Below are 18,920 nucleotides of genomic sequence, written 5' to 3' on the forward strand. Positions count from 1 at the left end.
TTTCCTAGTCTCCTGCATTTCCCCTAAATTTGAGGCTTGGCTCAGGGTTGGAGAAATAAGGTTCTAAGAGATAAAGAAGTTGGTTTTCTTCCCAGTTTCTAATAGCAAAGTTATCTTGCTTATGAATATGTTGATGGCAGGAAGGACATAGGCATTTATAAATTTTATCATGATGTTGTTTGTGAAAAATATGCATTTGAGTTATTACGGATATCGTATTTAATTGATTAACTTGGCTTAAATAAAAGCAAATGGCATCAAAAATTTTAGTAAAAGACAAGACATGATGGCCATTGCAGGCTATTGTCTTTTTACCACAAGATTCACATGTATAATCTCTTTCAATAACAATATGCTTATTCCATGTATCCAATACATATTGTTTTACATATATACGATCAACTTCCTTATAAACATGTGAACTATAAAATCCGCCTTTCCAATTTGAATTTTTTCGTCCTTTTTGCCTAGCAGACAAATTTTCCTTAAAACTGGTCGACCTCTTCACATTTTTATTGGAAAGCGAAATCTTATTTTTGATTTTTTGTGCTTTTTCCACCCCATGAATTTCTTCATACCGTTTATTTTTATACATGATCTCCGCTTTCCTCTTATTAGCAACGGAATAACTGTACTTTTTTCTTTCTACAATATTGTTCCAAATTTCAATGCCATACCACTGAATAATTTTTTCTTTTTCAGAATGTTTGGGAAGCCCATGAATTTGACGCCATCTGTCAACACTAGACCAATCAAGCCCCCATTCTTTCGATAATTCATTAATACTTTTTCCCTCATAAATAAACTGGCTTATAAACCACTCTTTATCTCTCCAAGGAGTTTGCGACAATACAAGCACCTCCACGAACATAAGTTCTTATTGCTTATATTGTATACCAACTCCCATACTATTTCTACTATTTTCTCCCTTATTCTCTTCCCCTGAATTCACAAGGTTTAGCCGACAGTGTCACCACTGAAGTGTGCCCTCATTGACACAAGCTCGTAAACTCCGGACAATTGAACTTCACGAAATAATCGCGGTCAGGATGTTTGTTTTCGAATACTTCCAGCACCTCTGGGCTGTATTCGAATAAATATTTCGTCCCTTGGTTTCCTAATAGCGTAAGATCTTTTAACTCTTCTTCTTTTCTTCCTGCCATCGTTTTTCTCCTTTCCTAATTTATATTTACACGCCGCGCTTGTTCCCCCACAACAGGGTGTGCAGCTGCGGCAGCACTCGTACATCGTTCAGTTCGTTTGATTGCGCCACTTTTTCCACTAACCATTCAAGTTTCTTCAACAGCTTTGCGCGCAGTGCCATGTCATCTGTTTCTAATACATCATCATTACCGACTTGCAAATAAAACGAAATGTTCGGATAACGTTTGTGAACCATTTTTGCATAGTTAAAATCATCATCATCAAATACAACGACTTTTAAACTAACGTGAGACGTGCGCCCTGCACTAACCAGCTTATCGATGATATCATCGAGTACAGCAAAATCGGTCGCCATTCCGGAGCTCGGCGGTTTTGGCGAAATGGTTATATCATCGATATGATACAGCCAATCTTGCCAGCGGCTTCCTTGTGTTTCGACCGCAATGCGGATTCCTTTATTTTTTAATAATACTACAAGCTCTTCCAACGCTTGAATGAGAACTGGATTTCCTCCCGAGATCGTCACATGGCTGAAGCGGTCACCGCCGAGTTCATACAGCCGTTCCCAAATTTGCTCCGCCGTCATTTGTCGGATTTCCTCTTTTGCCGACCCATCCCATGTAAAAGCGGAATCGCACCAGCGGCAGCGGTAGTCGCAGCCGGCGGTGCGGACGAACATCGTCTTTTGCCCGATCACCATTCCCTCCCCTTGGATCGTCGGTCCGAAAATTTCAAGCACGGGAATTTTTTTTTGCCATGATCATTTCCCCGCTTTCGGCCGATAAACAACATAGCTTGTCGGCGTTTCCCGCACGAACACTTGCAAACACTTTGGCTTGTTTGGCATTGTATCAAGATACGCTTGCACCGTTTCATAGATTTTTCGAGCGATGACCTCGCTTGTCGGAAAATCGTTGCTGTTTTGATCATTGAACCAATCTTGATGTTCGTTCATTAACGAATGATCCAGTTTCCCATGAATAAGCTCTTTCAATTTTTGAAAATTCACTAAAAAACCTGAATCGTCCAGTACGTCACCTGCAACCGTGATATTCACGATATACGTATGACCATGAATGTTCGCGCATTTGCCCGCCTGCTTGTGGGGAATAAAATGGGCAGCGGCAATATGCATATCTTTATTCAACTCATACCGATAATCATGAAACACTTGCGGGTAAAGCTGGTGCATCATAACCGGCCCACCCCTTCCTTCTCTCTCATATACTCTTCAAGCCCGCGTCTTCGCAACACACAAGCCGGGCATTCCCCGCAGCCGTCAGCAATGATGCCGTTATAGCAAGTTAATGTTTTCGTCCGCACAAAATCAAACGCGCCGAGCTCATCGGCGAGCTTCCACGTCTTCGCTTTCGTCAGCCACATCAGTGGCGTATGAATGACAAATTGATAATCCATCGCTAAATTCAACGTTACATTCAATGACTTAATAAATATATCGCGGCAATCCGGATAGCCGCTAAAATCCGTTTCACATACGCCTGTGACGAGATGACGCGCTCCTTTTTGTTTTGCAAGCACCGCGGCAAACGACAAAAACAATAAATTTCGCCCATCGACAAACGTTGATGGCAATTGCCCTTCATTTTGTTCAATGGCAATATCACTCCGCGTAAGCGCATTTGGCGCTAATTGATTTAATAGCGACATATCCAATACCGTATGTGGAACACCAAGTTCCTTCGCAATGGAAGCTGCCACTTCAATTTCCAGGCGATGACGCTGTCCGTAATCAAACGTCACCGCTTCTACCTCGTCAAATTGCTTTAGCGCCCAAAATAAACATGTCGTGCTATCTTGGCCGCCGCTAAAGACGACAATCGCTTTTTCCTTTTTCATTTTTCGATGCACTCCCTTCCGATTTTTCCAGAAGAAGAGGCGTTCTAAAACAAAAAAGCTATACCCCCTAAGGATATAGCCGTCCCTAGTTTTTTATAGAGGGTTGTTCTAGAAACCTCTCCCGTACGTTCGTACGGAATTTTTCTTCTGTTTTTTCCTTTTAAACTATACCACATTTAGCTTTTGGATTGCATTATTTTTTTTATTTTATTCGCTGCCTTCACATATATGTATAAAGCAGGAATATAGAAAATGACGAAATACAGGCCGATCGTAGAGGTCCATTTGTTCAACCGTTCGATTTGTTCTTTTTCTTCGAACCACAATGTCCCGATAAATAAGAATAACAAAATCACAGGAACAAAGCGGCGCTGCTTGATGGAAAACAATTTTTTCGCAACGCGCGAAGCCGACCATACCGCGATGCAAATAATTGGAAATACTACCAGCACATAAATGGAAATGATAATGTACTCCATCCTTTCAATAAACGGCACTGCTGGAATTTTCGCCAGCGTTAATGTCGGCCAAGTGATATGCTGAATTTGTTCTTCATTATAGAAAAGAATCGAGACCAGCATAATACTTAAATAGATGAGGGTCGTAAACGCACTTCCCCATTGCGCCCATTTATGAGATTTTTCCGGCTGTTGGATAAACGGGTAATATACCATCAGCATTTCCATTCCTAAATATTGCAGCGACATTGCTTTCGCACCCGCAAAAATCTCACCAATCGAATGGTCAAACACCGGCAGCAAATTGCGATAATGGGCGTATTCAAGCGGGAAAAACAACATTGGGAAAATGGTGAGCAACGGAATCACGACGCCCCAAAAACATACCCCCGTGACAACGCGGAATCCTCCTAATACGGTGTAATAAGCCAGCGCTAAAAAAATAAGGCTTAACTGCCATGCCCCCATCAGAGGAAACATCCAAATTTTAATAATCTCAATATACGTTCGCAATACCGTAAACGCTAATAAAAAGAAATAAACAAGCAAAGCGAAATTAAAGACAAAGCCGATCCATTTGCCGAAATAGCGTTGGTGTATAGAAACGATATCTTCAGCATCAGGGGAATGAGCGAAAAGTTGATACATGATCCAAATTAATAAATGGACAATAATTCCCGTTAGGATAACAGCTATCCACGCATCGTGCCCCGCCTCTTTCATCACCAAGCGTTGAAAACTAAGCATTCCAATTCCTACTTGGGTGCTATTAATGAGAAAAAACACCAAAAAAGGCGAGATAAGGAATCGCTCTTTCATTGCTTGATTCATAAAAATACCTCCCCATCCGCTCGGGTATTGTCAAAAGTTTATCCTCCACATTCACTGTTTTTCATTGAGTTTCAACGGTTAGAATAAAAAAAGCTTGCCACCCCCGTTGTTTTAGGCCATCATTGAGGTAACCCCACACCCAACACCCAAAACAAAGGAGTGACAAGCTTGTTACCTCAATTATTAGCCTATTTGCTCGAAATAATCAAGTCCCAACATCAAATCATTGTCTATTTAATTGGTGCCTTATTAGGAAAATCCTTAAGCCGCAAAGACATGGACGAACCGGTTCGAAAACCGTACCGAAAACTTCAAGTCGATGACCTTCCCATCATCGTTGTCCCAGAAACACTCGACTACCGGCAGCTTTTAGCCGACTACGAAGCCCGGCACGGCCGTCCGTTGCCGCCGATCCAACGCCGGGACAACGCTAAACACCGTGTTCCGGATTCGTTGACGTGTCCCCGTTGCCAGGCGCCGTCATCCTACCTGTACGCCAACAACGGCGGAAAAGGGCAGTACCAATGCAAAGTGTGCCAATGCCGGTTCAACCATCGAAATCGGTTCAAAAAGCAAGCGGTCTTTCGTTGCCCGCACTGCTTCCAAACGCTTGAGAAAATCAAAGAACGCAAGGACTACTACATCTACAAATGCAAGAACAACGACTGCCCGTTTTACCAAAAGAACCTTCGCCGGATGAGCCAAAAAGAACGCCAACAATTCCAGCAGAACCCTCAAGCCTTCAAGGTGCGGTATCTGTTCCGTGAGTTTTTGTTTGACTTTCAACCATTGGCCCCATCGTCGCCGAAAAAGCCAAAAGTCGATTTGTCCCGTCTGGCGGTGTCGTCGCACACCCTCGGACTCGTGTTGACGTACTACGTTAACTATGGGATGTCCTCCAGACAGACAGCCGGAATCATGAAGGATGTGCATGGCGTGTCGATCTCCCATCAGACGGTACTCAACTACGCCAATAGCGTCGCGCTCATGATTCAGCCGTTTGTCGACCAGTTCCCGTACGAGCTGTCCGGCTCGTTCTGTGGGGACGAGACGTATATTCGCGTGAAAGGACGCTGGCATTACCTGTTTTTTATGTTTGATGCCGTGAAAAAAGTGGTGTTGTCGTATCGCGTCTCGCCCCACCGGGATACGTTGTCGGCCATCCGCGCCATCGATGACGTCCTGCGAAAGCTGCCGTCCATCCCGGACGATTTGTCGTTCGTCGTCGACGGCAATCCCATTTACCTGCTGGCGCAGCACTTTTTTGCCCAGCACGGGATTCCGTTTGACGTCCGCCAAGTGATCGGACTGACCAATGAGGATCCGGTGTCCGAAGAGTTCCGCGCGCTCAAACAAATCATCGAGCGATTCAACCGGACGTTTAAAGGCAACTATCGGCCGACTCACGGATTTGGCGCGGAAGAAGGCTCGGTCTCCTTTGTCACGCTGTTTGTGGCGTATTTCAACTTCCTGCGCCCGCACGGTGCACTCGAAGGCCGGGTTCCTGTCGTCATCCCGGAGCTCGCCGACCTGCCCCATATGCCGGCCCGGTGGACGAAGCTGATCGCCATGGCTCAAGATTTCCTCCAACAAGAGGCAGCCTAACTTTTTTGTCCACCGGAGCCCATGGATCAGAAGAACAGCCGGATTCGGCGAAGCGAACCCTTGACCAACCGAACCTCGTCAAAGGTAAAATTCGGTAAGGGCAAGGGCGGCTTTCCTATGCCCTCTTTTTTGTCCCCGTCGCCCTTGACGTCCCTTTCACACCTTTGGCGGGTGTTGGTCAAGGGCGAATCCGGCTCCAAGGATGCCTTACGATGCTCCATGGGATGGCGGATGTGGAGTTTTCATAAAACTTTTGACGCTACCCCGCTCGCGTCACTCACCGATCCCTGTTTGTATAATGTCGACAGTTACATGCGGCTTGATTTCTAAATCTTTATATCCACGATAAAACTCGTCTGCATTCCAATTCCTTGTTTCGCTACGGACAAATTCGCCAATGCCAATCGGGTCAATCTCTTTTTCTTGAAAATAGCGGAGCAGGCGGCGAATATCGCGCTCGATTTCATCTTCCATCTTCTTTTTCACCGTAGGGAAAATATTTTTATGCGGCATATCGAGCCAAGACGGATAATCTCTGACAGAAGCGTGAATATGAACAAAAATATGTAGAACATGGCGGTTCCCTTTCCTTTTCCACTCATATTTGGACGTCGCAAATAAATTTTCGAGCATCACCCAGTCCTCGCCTTGTTTTCCCCGATTCCCTACTTTTAACTGATATACTCCTTTTTTTGTTTCATTTAATAAAATTTTTACCAAAAATGAATCACGCAAACTCACTTTCCCCACATATTTTCCATCTTTAAACAATGCAAGCCCTTCTAATTTCACAAAATCCCCCTTTTTCTCAAAATAAGGCAAAAACGGATCGCTTCCTTTTGAAAAATAGTTATATAAAAACAAATGTAAATTCGTTTTTGGCAAATTCATCGAACGGACATTTTGTTCGACTAAATTGGGCAAGTACAGCGTATCGCTCAAAGTAGTGCTCGCCGTAATATCCAATAGCTCACGTGCGCTTCCTGACGACACACCTAACAGCAAATGGCTTCCCACTTTATTGTTGCGGGCCAAACTATGGGTGATTTGTATAATTCCCCGTTTGGCAAATTCTTTGCCAAATAAAATTAAACGAAGCTGCCCTTCCTCAATCGGCAATGCCGACTTGGAAGAAAGGCGGGGAATTAAATCATACACCGTTGACGAAGACGTCATTAATAAATTCGGCTTTGTCATCGGTCCTTGTTTAAACGTCGGGTATACCGCCGTTCCTACATATTTTCCGTCATGAAAGTCATAGCCCATTTCTTGAATAATTTGAATTTCATCAATAACGCGCGAGCTTTTGCAGCCGGCAAGTAAAAAGACCGATGCGGCAATGACCAGAAGCGGCTTCATATTCGACCCCTTTCTTACTCGTCGATATCGTCTTTTTGTTTCGCTTTCGCCGGATTATAGCGGAACAAGGAAAGCGGGCGAAGAAACGTTGGTCGCTGCGCTGTTTGGCTGTATGAGAAACGGATAATACTATCTTTGAAATTGCGAATGCGCAGCGGATAAAACGGAACTAAATATGGATTGCCAAATGATTGCAGCCTTCCTAAATGAATTAATAGGAAACAGACGGCGAAAACAATTCCGACTCCGCCCCAAAATGTCGCAAATAAAATAATGGGAAAGCGGATGAAGCGAATTGTATTGGACATTTTAAAAATCGGTGTCGTAAAAGAAGCTAAAGCGGCAAGTGAAACGATAATGAGCATGATGGTGCTTGTCAGCCCTGCGTCCACCGCAGCTTGTCCGATCACAATACCGCCGACGACCCCAAGCGACTGCGCCACTTTTGTCGGCAGGCGCGCGCCCGCTTCGCGAAGCAGTTCAATGGTGATTTCTAAAAATAACACTTCCAATACCGGCGGAAACGGTACGTTAGAACGGGAATAGATAATCGTTCCAAGCAAATCTGTCGGAATCATTTCATAATGGTACGTTAATACCGCAATATAAATCGGCGAAGCCAGCACGGAAATCATAATGCCAAAAACGCGAATCAGCCGGACAAATGATCCAAGAATCCATGGTAAATAATAATCTTCCGGTGAAGTAAAAAAATCGAAAAAAGTCGACGGGCCGATGACAACATATGGTGAACCGTCGCAAAGAACAACAACTTGACCAGACGCAAGCGCAGAAACGGCACGGTCAATCCGTTCCGTTGAGATAAAAAGCGGAAACGGAGAATTCGAGTTATCGGAAAGCATTTGATCGATAAGGGAATTGTCAAGAATAATGTCAAAATGGATATTTTCGAGTCGCTGGATCACGGTTTCGATCGTCTGCTTATTCGTAATTCCATCGATATACGCGACAACCACTTTTGTTTTTGATATTGTACCAAGCTCCATTTCCCGAAACACTAAATTGGGCGTTACGATTTGCCTTCTGATTAAATGTAAGTTAGTACCAATGTTTTCGATAAATCCCACTTTCGGTCCGATGACACTAAATTCATTTTCTGAATCATTGTTTGACCGCAGCCCTAAACTTTCATTTGCTATATTAATGAGTGCAACACGGTTATCTGTCTTTTGTAACTGAACAGCCACAAACCCTTTTAATATTTTTTCTTCGATCATCTGCACATCGTTCGTTACTTCAATCCGCTGAATCGGTATGATTTTTTGCAAATCTTCCAGCTTTATATCTGGATTTTTCGGCACATCATTTTGCAGATGGCAGAGAACGTGTTGCTGCAGCACTTTCGGGTCCACTAGCGAATCAAAATAGTAAATGGCAAGCAAATGACCGTTTACGGCAAACTCGACTGTAATGAAATCACTAGATTGACGCAGCTTATTCAATAATTGTTGCAGCGTTTTTTCCCCACCGTTTGTCTTCGTTTTTTTAAAAAAGGAAAAAATGGACATAATGATCCCCTCGTACTTGCCGTTTGAGGGATAGTCTTCCAACCCGCTGTTTATTTTATTCACTTCCTATTCCGGTATTGATATATCTGAATATTGTGTATATATTGAAAAAAGGAACAAATACATAGGAGGGAAGCAATAATGAGACATCTGACAAAACAACGGCGAGCGAAACAAGCGCTAAAAAAAGCGGTAGAGGTGGCAGAAAAGCTGCAACAATACATAGACAACACCCGTCCGTTAGAGGCGCAGTTAGATCATATTCGTTCGTTTTTGGACAAGCAGCTTGGACAGGATGAGTATTTTCTTATCGTAGATGAAACGGGATACAGTCTCGTTCATACGAACCGCTTGCGGGAAGGCAGGATTTTTTCGGATGAAGTAGGACAGAAGGCAGCAAAAACAACAAAACCGCTTTTGCAAGTGTATGAACGGGATACCGGGGAAGTGCTGATCGATGCAAGCTGTCCGTTATGGACAGATCCTAGTGGAAAGCGCTTTAATTTGCGGATGGGACGATTAATGCACCACCCTTATTTACCGATATATTTTTCCCTTCTCTCCATCGTCCCGGCTGTTCTCAGCCTGCTTTTCACTACTATTTTTTCCTTATCCGCGCTATGGATGTGCACTATGACCATTACCATTGGCCTTATCTTCAGTTTTTATTTTTATCATTCACTCATCATTGAACTGCGCCATTGGTATAGCGCCACCCGCTCCGTTTCCTCTGGGAACTTGCAGACAGAAGTGCGGACAAAGCGAAAACGAAACGAATTTCATCAAATCGCTTACGAACTTAATAAAATGATTTTAGGCATCCGTACGATTATTACCGAGCTAGCAAAGGCGGTCAAAACGGTCAATCAAGTCAGCGAAAAACAGCAATTGGAAACAAAACGGCTTTCTGAATCGTTTGATGAAATCGCGGCAGCGATGGAAACATTTCGCGAAGGCACAAAACAGCAAACGGTATCAGTAGAACAGGCAAATCATTTCGTCATGCAGATGGTAAAACGGGTGCAAAACATGCAAGAAGAAGTAGAACGCGTCGTTTCACAGGCGAAAAGCGCTCTCACATCGATGAACGAAGGAAACCGTCTCATTGAAGAAACAAAACAAAAAATGGATACCATGCAACAAGAAATAAACAAAACAACCGCATTAATCCATGCTGCAGCGCAAGAAGCAGCCAACGCCCAAGACATGATTTCGTCCATTCGTACGATTACAAAACAGACGAACTTGCTGGCATTAAATGCGTCGATTGAAGCCTCGCGTGCAGGAGAAGCGGGAAAAGGCTTTGCCATCGTCGCCCAGGAAGTTCGCAAGCTCGCCGAAGATACGAACACATTTGCCGCTCAAATTTTAGCTTCGTTGCAAACAATGGCATCAGTACTCCAAGATGCCGTGCAGGCGGTGCAAGAAAATGAGCAGCATGTCGAGAAAACAAAACTTTCCTTATGGAAAACGGGAGAAACGTTTACATTATTTCAGCATATGTTCACCCAATTAAATGAGCTGCTGCAACAAAATAAAATACATGTCGAATCGGTAACGGTGAACGGACAAAACCTTCAGCGGCTCATTGGCGATATTAACGCGATTGCCAGCGATTTTACAAACATGGTGCAAGAAACTACCGCCGGATTAGAACAGCAAACAATAGCCATTCACGAACTAGCTAAAGAAGCAGATGTTTTGCTTGCATCCGTCCATGAGCTAGAAAAAATCATACAGCGCTTTCGCTAATCATTCAACAAAACAGCCGTTTTTCCACGTCAATGCGGGAAAACGGCTGCTGTTACGGGCGCGGTACTTTGCGCACCCATAATAGAAAAAGAAATGCAAAACTGATGTAGCCAAATATCGGATATAAAAATGATAAGAGCTCACTGTAGCGGAATAAGCTGACCATATACAGCACGATAAACAACACGGCAAAAAACAAGACGTTAGGAATAGAAACGAGCGTGCGCACCTGCCGCTGCAGGCCAAAAATGCCGCCGATAATAGACGTAAAAATTTCCCCGTAAATCACAATGATATACACCCAGTAAAAAACGGCGAAAAACGAACGGATCACTTCCGCCATCGGAATATCGTAATTCATTGCATATGGAAACGATAAGAGCACAAAATGGCTGCTTAATAAAATGCCGGTAAGCAGCAACCCGCCAAGCACTGCGCCGCGCCGCACCATGCGCTCGTCTCCCGTCTCGCAAGCCAGCGGCACAAGCACAGGCTGCGCCATCGCCAAATTAAACGCCGCATACGAAAAAGGGGAAAGAAAGGCTTTTAATGAATAGTCTGCCGCTTCCAGTTTCGTTTCACACAATTCTCCCATGGTAATCAGCTTTCCAAACGCAATGGCGCTAAATAGCACCATCATCGGAACAATCAAGGCGTTTACTCCAAATAGCCCTTTTATATCGTACATCATAACTAACAGCGATAAACATAACGTCGCCACAATTCCGATCTGCCGCGGCAACCCGAGCTGTTCCTCAAACACCGCGCCTGCGCCGGCCATCATCACGGCGGTGACTCCGACAATCATCACCGTCATCATGATAGAAATAACCGGGCTCATTGCCCTGCCAAATAAATAGCGGTTAAACTGTTGATAAGAGGCGGCCTTCACTTTCCGTGCCATCACCATCATGCGCGCGCCGCCCCACGTAAACAAGATGCCGCTGATGATAATGCCAATCGTTCCGGACGTTCCGTATTGGGTAAAAAACTCGATAATTTCTTTTCCAGTAGCAAACCCCGCGCCGACGACAGTGCCGACATAAACGGCGGCGATTTGCCAAGCTCCTGACCACTTTCCAGCCACTTCTGCCATCTCCCTCTCCTTGTCCACTATTCACTCCCATATATATGCCGACATAGTTCAATAAAGACGAGATGGCAGTAAAAAAGATGCCGCTATAGGGCATCCCTTCATTGCACCGTAATTTGCTCTACTTGATGTTCGTGAAGTTGTTCCGTTTCTACATGAATTTTTACAGAATATGTCCCTTTTTCTTGAAACGACGTTGCTGCTTCGTATTGGCCTGCTTGTTTTTCGCTTGCTTCGATAAACAGGTGCTTTCCGTTATCTTTCCACACTTCCAAACGAACGGTAGCGCCTGCAAGCGGCTTGCCATCATGAGTAATATGTACCGTTAAATGCGCTTCTTTATTTACGGAAAATTGTTTTTCATGAAGCATCATCATGACATCGGCATGATGGTGTTCATCACCGTGATGTTCCTCTGCATGATTTTGCGGCTGATCGCTCGGTGTGCCAACAACGATATCTTTTTTCGGCATATTATGCATATTTCGTGCTGTCACGTGGCTAATGACCGAATACGTCCCCGGCTCGGTAAACGTCTTTTTCACAGAATATTTGCCATCACCATCATTTTTGGCAGTTAACATCTCGCGCTTCTCGCTTCCATGTTTCCACACTTCAAACTTCACTTCATCCGCATCATTCACTTTTTCCCCGCCGTATGTCACGATACAAGAAAGTGTCGTTTCCTTATTTAATTCAATATGATCCGGTGTCTGAAGTTGAACTTCAAGCATTGCCGGTTTTTCCTCTTGCTTTTCTTGATTGCAAGCCGAACATAAAAATATGAGCATCAATGCCAAAAACGTATAAACTCTTTTCATCCCTTTTCATCTCCCTCACTAAACTTTTTCTGTCCCAACTATATCATAAGTTTGCCACATGCTATACCATTGTTCACCGCTTTTCCAAAAACATTTCACGGTTACAACAAATTTTTTTGTAAAAAACTCTTGAAAGTCAAAGATAGTCAAAGTATAATAATATCAGAAAGTCAAAGATAGTCAAAGTCAAAAGAGCGAAAAAGGAGGTTATGCCTCATGCTTTGTCAAGTATGCCATCAAAACGAAGCGACGGTATTTGTCAATTTACAATTTAATCATGAGAAAAAGCAAATGCACCTTTGCCACGAATGTTATGAAAAACAAAAACAAGAGCTGACTATTCCGATCAATTTCGGTTTCGATAATTTCTCGTCATTCCCATTTGATGATTTCTTTATGAACGGATTTTCGCCAATTTCGGAAATGGATACGCCATCAGCAAATATGGCACAACCATCCAAATGGAACAGAAACGGTAAAAGAGGCGGCGGTTTCTTAGACCAATTTGGCCGCAACTTAACACAGCTTGCGAAAGCCGGTCTGATTGACCCAGTCATCGGACGCGATAAAGAAATTGAACGCGTCATTGAAATTTTAAACCGCCGCAATAAAAACAACCCGGTATTAATCGGGGAACCAGGTGTCGGTAAAACAGCGATTGTCGAAGGACTCGCCTTGAAAATCGCTGAAGGGCAAGTTCCGGAAAAACTATTAAACAAAGAAGTATATTTGCTTGACGTCGCATCGCTTGTTGCGAATACAGGCATTCGCGGTCAATTCGAAGAGCGGATGAAACGGCTCATCGCTGAATTGCAGCGCCGGAAAAACGTCATTCTCTTCATCGATGAAATTCACTTGCTCGTCGGCGCCGGTTCGGCGGAAGGTTCGATGGACGCGGGCAACATTTTAAAACCAGCGCTCGCGCGTGGAGAATTGCAAGTCGTCGGTGCCACAACGTTGAAAGAATATCGCCAAATTGAAAAAGACGCTGCGCTTGAACGCCGTTTCCAACCAGTTATCGTGCATGAACCAACGGTCGAAGAAGCGATTACGATTTTAAAAGGGATTCAGCCGAAATACGAGCAATTCCATCATGTGAAATATACGGACGAAGCGATTGAAGCGTGCGTCAAATTGTCGCACCGTTACATTCAAGACCGCTTCTTGCCGGACAAAGCGATCGACTTGTTAGACGAAGCCGGCTCCAAAGCGAACTTGCGCCTCGGTCCGACAGATGAAAAACAAATTCAAGAACGCCTTGCGCAAATCGCCAAAGAAAAAGCAAAAGCAGTGAAAGAAGAAAATTTCGAACTGGCAGCGAAATTGCGCAGCGAAGAGTTGAAATTGGAAAAACAATTGCAAAACGGCGTAAACCAAGAACGCCCAGTTGTCGATGTTGCTGATATCCAACGCATCATCGAAGAGAAAACAGGCATTCCTGTCGGCAAACTGCAGGCCGATGAAAAAGAAAAAATGAAACATTTAGAAGAAAACTTAGCGAAAAAAGTCATCGGCCAAGAAGAAGCGGTCAAAAAAGTCGCCAAAGCGATCCGCCGCAGCCGCGCGGGATTAAAAGCAAAACACCGCCCAATCGGTTCGTTCTTATTCGTTGGTCCGACTGGCGTCGGAAAAACAGAGCTGGCGAAAACGTTGGCAGAAGAGCTATTCGGCTCAAAAGACGCAATGATTCGCCTCGACATGAGCGAATACATGGAAAAACATTCGGTATCGAAATTAATCGGTTCGCCTCCTGGCTATGTCGGTCACGAAGAAGCCGGCCAGCTTACAGAAAAAGTGCGCCGCAATCCATACAGCATTATCTTGCTTGACGAGATTGAAAAAGCGCACCCAGATGTGCAACACATTTTCCTTCAAATTTTAGAAGACGGACGTCTCACGGACAGCCAAGGACGCACCGTAAGCTTTAAAGATACAGTCATCATCGCAACAAGCAACGCCGGCGTGACAGACAAAAAAATTACGGTCGGATTTGAAAAACAACAAACACAAACAAGCATTCTCGACTCATTAAACGCATACTTCAAACCAGAGTTTTTAAACCGTTTCGATGCGATTATTGAATTCAAATCGTTGAAAAAAGAACATATGCTGCAAATTGTTGATCTCATGCTCAACGAAGTAAAAGCAACATTGCGCGAACAACACATCGACCTTGACGTTTCGCAAGCGGCGAAAGAAAAATTAGCCGAACTCGGCTACCATCCAGCATTCGGCGCTCGTCCGCTCCGCCGCGTCATCCAAGAACATGTCGAAGACAAAATCGCCGATGTGCTGCTGGATGAAAACGATCAAGTCAAAGCGATTCGCATCGATGTCGAAAACGATGCGATTGTCGCCAAACCTTTGCATAAACAAACCGCCTGATCCCTTAGTGGGAAAGGCGGTTTTTTTTTGCCCATCCTTATTCGCTTGTACGTTATCACATTATTCCAGATTGAAAGATAATTACAAATTAGATGCATACCTTTACATGGGGTGTTGAACTGCCAGACTTAATGTCCTGCGAATAAGGTCGCCCTTTTCGAGGACAAAGGAAACACGCATAAAACGGGAAAGATTGTTAAACAATAGTAGCGCTCAACAAAGATTATTTATGAGGTGGATTGAATGAAAGTATGGCCTAAGTTTTTAATCTGTATATGTTTTCTATTTACGTTTCATTTACCTGTTCAGGCGCAGAATATTACCATTCCAAAACAAGCAGTAAATATCAAGCGTGCCGCAAACTTAAAGAATTTAGTAAGCGGCTCAACATTCATTGCTTATGGCTGGTTCGATACTTCTTTTCAGAAACGGCCGTTAGATAAATCTGTACAAGGCGGGCAGCTCGTCAATTTTGTACAAAGCTTTCATGTCGACAAATATTTAAAGGGAACCGGCGGCAAAATCATCAACGTGTTATCAACCGGTATTGAACCCCTTCCCGATCCTTTAAATCCTCTCAACAAAGTGTATCCAGGACCGATGGCTGAGGGGCGATATGTTTGCTTTCTAAAACCTGTTAAAGGAACAGAATTGTATACCATTGTCGGGGGATGGCAAGGAGTCTACCCTGTTTATGAAGGAAAAACCATTTCCTTGAAAGAAGAAGGTTTTCCAGAGTTAAATCAATTAACGCTTAGACAATTCGAAGCAAAAATCAAATCCCGCTAAATATCGTACACAGAAAAGATAGGCGGCAAGCCTATCTTTTTGCAATAGATGCAGCAAGCTTCCTTCATAATCAAACGGAAAATAAATAAAAAAGATGATTGTAAAGCCCATTCATTTCCAATTTACATAATTCATTCGACAATCCGTTGTTTTCTCACATTTCGATGAACTACAATACCCTCTATGTATATTTTGATCGAGCTTAGTATCAATTACTAAAACGGATTATTCTTAAAGGGTATACCTTTACATTCATTTTCCGATTGTTTTGGCAGGAACAAGGAAGAGATCCTTCATGAATGGAATGGCATTACAAAAAATATGGAGGGAGATATTAAAGAAAGCATCCGCTTTGATTGATATTATCCCTCTTGTGTAGACAGTGTAGAAAAAGGACACACTGCTATACAGGAGGGATTTTTTTGGATAAATCAAATGCAAAATACAAAAGCTATAGTTTTGAATTTAAATTGCGTACAGTCATGATGTATTTGAATGAACAATTAGGCTATCGAAAAGTGGCCAAGAGAATGGGAATAAAAGATCCTAAAAGGGTACGTATTTGGGTAAAGAACTATCAACAGTATGGAGAAGAAGGATTAAAAGAACGTAGAGGAAAAACCATTTCCTCTAAACGGGGACGGCCTAGAAAGAAACCACTAACCGTAGAAGAAGAAAATCGAAAACTCAAAGCAGAAAATGAATTCTTAAAAAAGTTTATTGCTTTGAAAAGGAGGTGAAAACAAGAGACAAAACCGTCTTCTATTCCATCATTCATGATCTTAGTTGTTCCTATCCTATTTCTTTGTTATGTAAGATAGCATGTGTTTCAAGAAGCGGTTATTATAAGTGGCTGAAACGAAGAAATGTAACCACAGCGAGAGATTTAAGAAATCAGGACATCATGAATTTGATCGTGGAAGCCTATGAAGTATCCAATGGAACCTATGGTTATCCAAGAGTAAAGGCATACATTTTGCGGGAGTACGGGTGGAGAATCAATCACAAATGTATTTATCGTTTAATGAAGCGGATGAATCTTCAGGCGAAAATTCGTAGAAAAAAGCAAGTGTATAGAAAAGGTTCGGAAAGAATTACGGTACCGAACGTATTAAATAGACAATTTACAGCGAGTAAACCAAATGAGAAATGGGTGACAGATATTACCTATCTCTTTTTTCATACATAATAGATTCATTATATAGTGAAACTGGAAAAAACGAGTGCATAGCACTTATTAACCATATATATACTGAAATACCTTCCTTTGGAATCCGATTCCGAAGGCTAGGTGGGGTCCGTTTTTTTGTCTTAAATGGTGTTTTCAGGATAGATATTGAAAATATGGTCTATTATGTATACTTATAGGCAAAACATATTTTTGTTTTAAAAGAGGTGGAGGACATAGCCCACAGCGGGAGGCGTAGCGAGGTCTTTCGATCGAGCGTAAAAAAGAAAAGATATAGTGAAGAATCTTTATTTTAATCCTATATTTTCTGTGTAATCAATTATTTTAAGATCTTTATCCACTTTTTCTAGTTCTTCTTTTGTGTTCGGGTAACGTTTATAGTTATTATCTATATCTCTCTTATATAAGGATTCAATTTGTTTTCCTGAAACATCATATATGAGCTCAATAAATTTTCCGTCTTTAAAAACAATAATACCTGTGTCTTCTCTTTTTAAAATTTGGGTATCAGAAAATATTTTCTCTTTTTGTAAGTATTTATTTTCTAAAGTAATCACTTGATTAATTGCTGAATCATACTTTTTCTTGTTTTTTTCCTCGTTACATCCTGTTAATAAGATTGTAATTATTAAAAGAACTACAAAAGGTATTAACTTCAATTTCATTTGATTTTCCCCTCTTTCTGAAAAAGTATACTTATATATTAGTATGTTATCTTATTGTACATAATTTAAAGAATTTTTTAAACTATAATTTCATTTCACTGGTAAATATGTATAATATAGTTATATTAGTAAAAAAGAGGAGGAATATTAATGGAAATTATATACATGCAACATGAAGAGTTAACTTCTCAGTCATCCTGCACACCCTAAGCGCTGCAGCACTTCCTCCGGACGTTCGTGGATGTAGTTGACAAACCGAGTAATGGCTTGAATGATATCGTTGCGATCCTTGTGAAATACATTGGCAATCACCGTATCTTTCAGCCATTTCCATAAGCGTTCGATCGGGTTCAGCTGTGGCGAATAGGGAGGAAGGTAAATAAAGTGAAAACACTGCCCTTCTTCCCGCAAAAACTCCTTGACCATTTTGGCATGGTGATGCGGGCGTTATCCAACACCAAGACCATGAGACGGTCCGGATAGCGCTCTTTGAGCATTCTCAAGAAATCCAAGAACGTCGCGGCATTGGCAGCGGTCGTTTGATGAAGCACCGTTTCGCCATCGTGGATGTTGACCGCGCCAAACAGCGATACGTGGGCATGATGGCCGAACGTCGGCACTTGTTTTTGGCGGCCGACTTCCGACCATGTGGACCGCAAGACATGGTAAGAGCGGATATGTGTTTCATCAAGGTACAACAAGACCGAATCAGGATCCATTAAGTTTTTTTTATGAAGTCGATCTGTTTCTCAAAATTCTTTTGTCGATCCGGATCGCCTTTCGCCAATGTGTAGGTCGGCCGTGTCCACGACAGCCCTTTGCGGTGCAGGAGTTTTCGCAACGCTTCGCGGGAAATGCAAACACCGAAGTGCTTTTCGACATAGGATTGCAGGAGTTTGGTGTTCCACGCCGAAGCGACGTCCCAGCCCAGTTCCGCGGGAGTGGTGGTCAACACAAGCTGTTTGATCTCTTCCTGCTGTTCTTCGGTGAGAAACGGCTCCCGCCCGGGGGCGAAATCCCGATGAAGCAAGAGCTCCAGACCGCCTTCGTTGAACAGCGACACATAATGGGAAACGGTTTGTCGGCACACGTTGACCATGGAGGACACCTCTTTACCCAAATAGCCTTCCATGACCAGGCGAACCGCCATCACCCGTTGGCGAAGAAGGGTGTTTTTGATTTTCCGTTCCTGTTTGCGAAGTGTCCGAGGTGTCCATCCGTGATCGTTGGTGATTTTGAGACGTTTCATGCAGAATTCCGCTCCTTTTCCATGCTTTTCCTTAGGAGCAGTATAACCGGAGTGGGAACCACTTATACGAAGGTTAACTTTTCAATGAGCATGTATATAATTTTTCTTTTACAAACTGACAAATGGCATTTTCCAGTTGATTTGCCCAGTCGACATTCGGTATATTTCTTTTAG

At 43.0% G+C, this 18,920-nt stretch carries 17 protein-coding genes and 2 pseudogenes; 6 read left to right on the forward strand and 13 right to left on the reverse strand.

All coding sequences use genetic code 11. The features are described from left to right. Positions 1 to 4 precede the first annotated feature (4 nt). From FNL97_RS12795 to FNL97_RS12820, 6 genes and pseudogenes are all read right to left on the reverse strand, one after another. On the reverse strand, positions 5 to 850 hold the full coding sequence (locus tag FNL97_RS12795; RefSeq protein WP_143415898.1) for a hypothetical protein: 846 nt from the start codon (positions 848 to 850) through the stop codon (positions 5 to 7). A gap of 145 nt (positions 851 to 995) precedes the next feature. Beyond that, positions 996 to 1,163: pseudogene (locus FNL97_RS12800) on the reverse strand (preQ(1) synthase); the annotation flags it as partial. Between the two features lie 26 nt (positions 1,164 to 1,189). Next, positions 1,190 to 1,909, reverse strand: a complete 720-nt coding sequence (gene queE / locus FNL97_RS12805; RefSeq protein ID WP_143415899.1) for a 7-carboxy-7-deazaguanine synthase QueE — start codon at positions 1,907 to 1,909, stop codon at positions 1,190 to 1,192. A gap of 15 nt (positions 1,910 to 1,924) precedes the next feature. Then, entirely contained in the window at positions 1,925 to 2,359 is a 435-nt protein-coding gene (gene queD / locus FNL97_RS12810; RefSeq protein WP_062677467.1) for a 6-carboxytetrahydropterin synthase QueD, read from the reverse strand. Beyond that, complete coding sequence (queC, locus tag FNL97_RS12815) at positions 2,356 to 3,021, reverse strand: 7-cyano-7-deazaguanine synthase QueC (protein ID WP_062677468.1); 666 nt, start codon at positions 3,019 to 3,021, stop codon at positions 2,356 to 2,358. The genes queD and queC overlap by 4 nt, the downstream gene beginning before the upstream one ends. Before the next feature lie 176 nt (positions 3,022 to 3,197). Beyond that, positions 3,198 to 4,310, reverse strand: a complete 1,113-nt coding sequence (locus FNL97_RS12820) for a GerAB/ArcD/ProY family transporter (protein WP_143415900.1) — start codon at positions 4,308 to 4,310, stop codon at positions 3,198 to 3,200. 168 nt (positions 4,311 to 4,478) lie between these two features. Here FNL97_RS12820 and FNL97_RS12825 point away from each other — a divergent pair, with 168 nt between their 5' ends. Further along, positions 4,479 to 5,915: a DDE-type integrase/transposase/recombinase gene (locus FNL97_RS12825; RefSeq protein WP_143415045.1), complete on the forward strand. Its 1,437-nt coding sequence runs from the start codon at positions 4,479 to 4,481 to the stop codon at positions 5,913 to 5,915. Positions 5,916 to 6,188: 273 nt separating this feature from the next. Here the strand turns inward: FNL97_RS12825 and FNL97_RS12830 are convergent, their stop codons facing one another. Together FNL97_RS12830 and FNL97_RS12835 are read right to left on the reverse strand one after the other, a co-directional pair. Next, complete coding sequence (locus tag FNL97_RS12830; RefSeq protein WP_062677470.1) at positions 6,189 to 7,274, reverse strand: Ger(x)C family spore germination protein; 1,086 nt, start codon at positions 7,272 to 7,274, stop codon at positions 6,189 to 6,191. A gap of 14 nt (positions 7,275 to 7,288) precedes the next feature. After that, positions 7,289 to 8,803 carry a spore germination protein gene (locus FNL97_RS12835; RefSeq protein ID WP_143415901.1) on the reverse strand — a complete coding sequence of 505 codons (1,515 nt, stop codon included), beginning with the start codon at positions 8,801 to 8,803 and terminating at the stop codon, positions 7,289 to 7,291. 141 nt (positions 8,804 to 8,944) lie between these two features. On the opposite strand from FNL97_RS12835, the gene FNL97_RS12840 reads away from it, so the two are divergent. After that, positions 8,945 to 10,555 carry a methyl-accepting chemotaxis protein gene (locus FNL97_RS12840; RefSeq protein WP_062677472.1) on the forward strand — a complete coding sequence of 537 codons (1,611 nt, stop codon included), beginning with the start codon at positions 8,945 to 8,947 and terminating at the stop codon, positions 10,553 to 10,555. Positions 10,556 to 10,607: 52 nt separating this feature from the next. On the opposite strand, the gene FNL97_RS12845 is transcribed toward FNL97_RS12840, so the two are convergent. Together FNL97_RS12845 and FNL97_RS12850 are read right to left on the reverse strand one after the other, a co-directional pair. After that, on the reverse strand, positions 10,608 to 11,651 hold the full coding sequence (locus FNL97_RS12845; protein WP_062677473.1) for a YkvI family membrane protein: 1,044 nt from the start codon (positions 11,649 to 11,651) through the stop codon (positions 10,608 to 10,610). 98 nt (positions 11,652 to 11,749) lie between these two features. Next, a complete protein-coding gene (locus tag FNL97_RS12850) occupies positions 11,750 to 12,469 on the reverse strand; it encodes a FixH family protein (RefSeq protein ID WP_143415902.1) in 720 nt (239 codons plus the stop codon). A 216-nt stretch (positions 12,470 to 12,685) separates the two neighbouring features. Between FNL97_RS12850 and FNL97_RS12855 the strand changes: the two genes are divergently transcribed. The 4 genes from FNL97_RS12855 to FNL97_RS12870 all read left to right on the forward strand — a co-directional run bounded on the left by FNL97_RS12855 (position 12,686) and on the right by FNL97_RS12870 (position 16,832). Continuing rightward, complete coding sequence (locus FNL97_RS12855; protein WP_143415903.1) at positions 12,686 to 14,854, forward strand: ATP-dependent Clp protease ATP-binding subunit; 2,169 nt, start codon at positions 12,686 to 12,688, stop codon at positions 14,852 to 14,854. Positions 14,855 to 15,097: 243 nt separating this feature from the next. Beyond that, positions 15,098 to 15,643 carry a hypothetical protein gene (locus tag FNL97_RS12860; RefSeq protein WP_143415904.1) on the forward strand — a complete coding sequence of 182 codons (546 nt, stop codon included), beginning with the start codon at positions 15,098 to 15,100 and terminating at the stop codon, positions 15,641 to 15,643. Positions 15,644 to 16,065: 422 nt separating this feature from the next. Further along, positions 16,066 to 16,383 carry a transposase gene (locus FNL97_RS12865; RefSeq protein WP_221198350.1) on the forward strand — a complete coding sequence of 106 codons (318 nt, stop codon included), beginning with the start codon at positions 16,066 to 16,068 and terminating at the stop codon, positions 16,381 to 16,383. Between the two features lie 164 nt (positions 16,384 to 16,547). Further along, positions 16,548 to 16,832 carry an IS3 family transposase gene (locus FNL97_RS12870; RefSeq protein WP_062677477.1) on the forward strand — a complete coding sequence of 95 codons (285 nt, stop codon included), beginning with the start codon at positions 16,548 to 16,550 and terminating at the stop codon, positions 16,830 to 16,832. 287 nt (positions 16,833 to 17,119) lie between these two features. Here FNL97_RS12870 and FNL97_RS12875 read toward each other — a convergent pair whose 3' ends face one another. From FNL97_RS12875 to FNL97_RS12890, 3 genes and pseudogenes are all read right to left on the reverse strand, one after another. Next, positions 17,120 to 17,497, reverse strand: a complete 378-nt coding sequence (locus FNL97_RS12875) for a hypothetical protein (RefSeq protein WP_025950780.1) — start codon at positions 17,495 to 17,497, stop codon at positions 17,120 to 17,122. A gap of 192 nt (positions 17,498 to 17,689) precedes the next feature. After that, positions 17,690 to 18,216: pseudogene (locus FNL97_RS12885) on the reverse strand (IS630 family transposase). After that, positions 18,216 to 18,746, reverse strand: a complete 531-nt coding sequence (locus FNL97_RS12890) for a helix-turn-helix domain-containing protein (protein WP_143415905.1) — start codon at positions 18,744 to 18,746, stop codon at positions 18,216 to 18,218. Before FNL97_RS12890 ends, FNL97_RS12885 begins: the two are co-directional and overlap by 1 nt. Between the last annotated feature and the right edge of the window lie 174 nt (positions 18,747 to 18,920).

The sequence above is a fragment of the Geobacillus sp. E263 genome (assembly GCF_007197795.1).
Lineage (GTDB): Bacteria > Bacillota > Bacilli > Bacillales > Anoxybacillaceae > Parageobacillus_B > Parageobacillus_B toebii.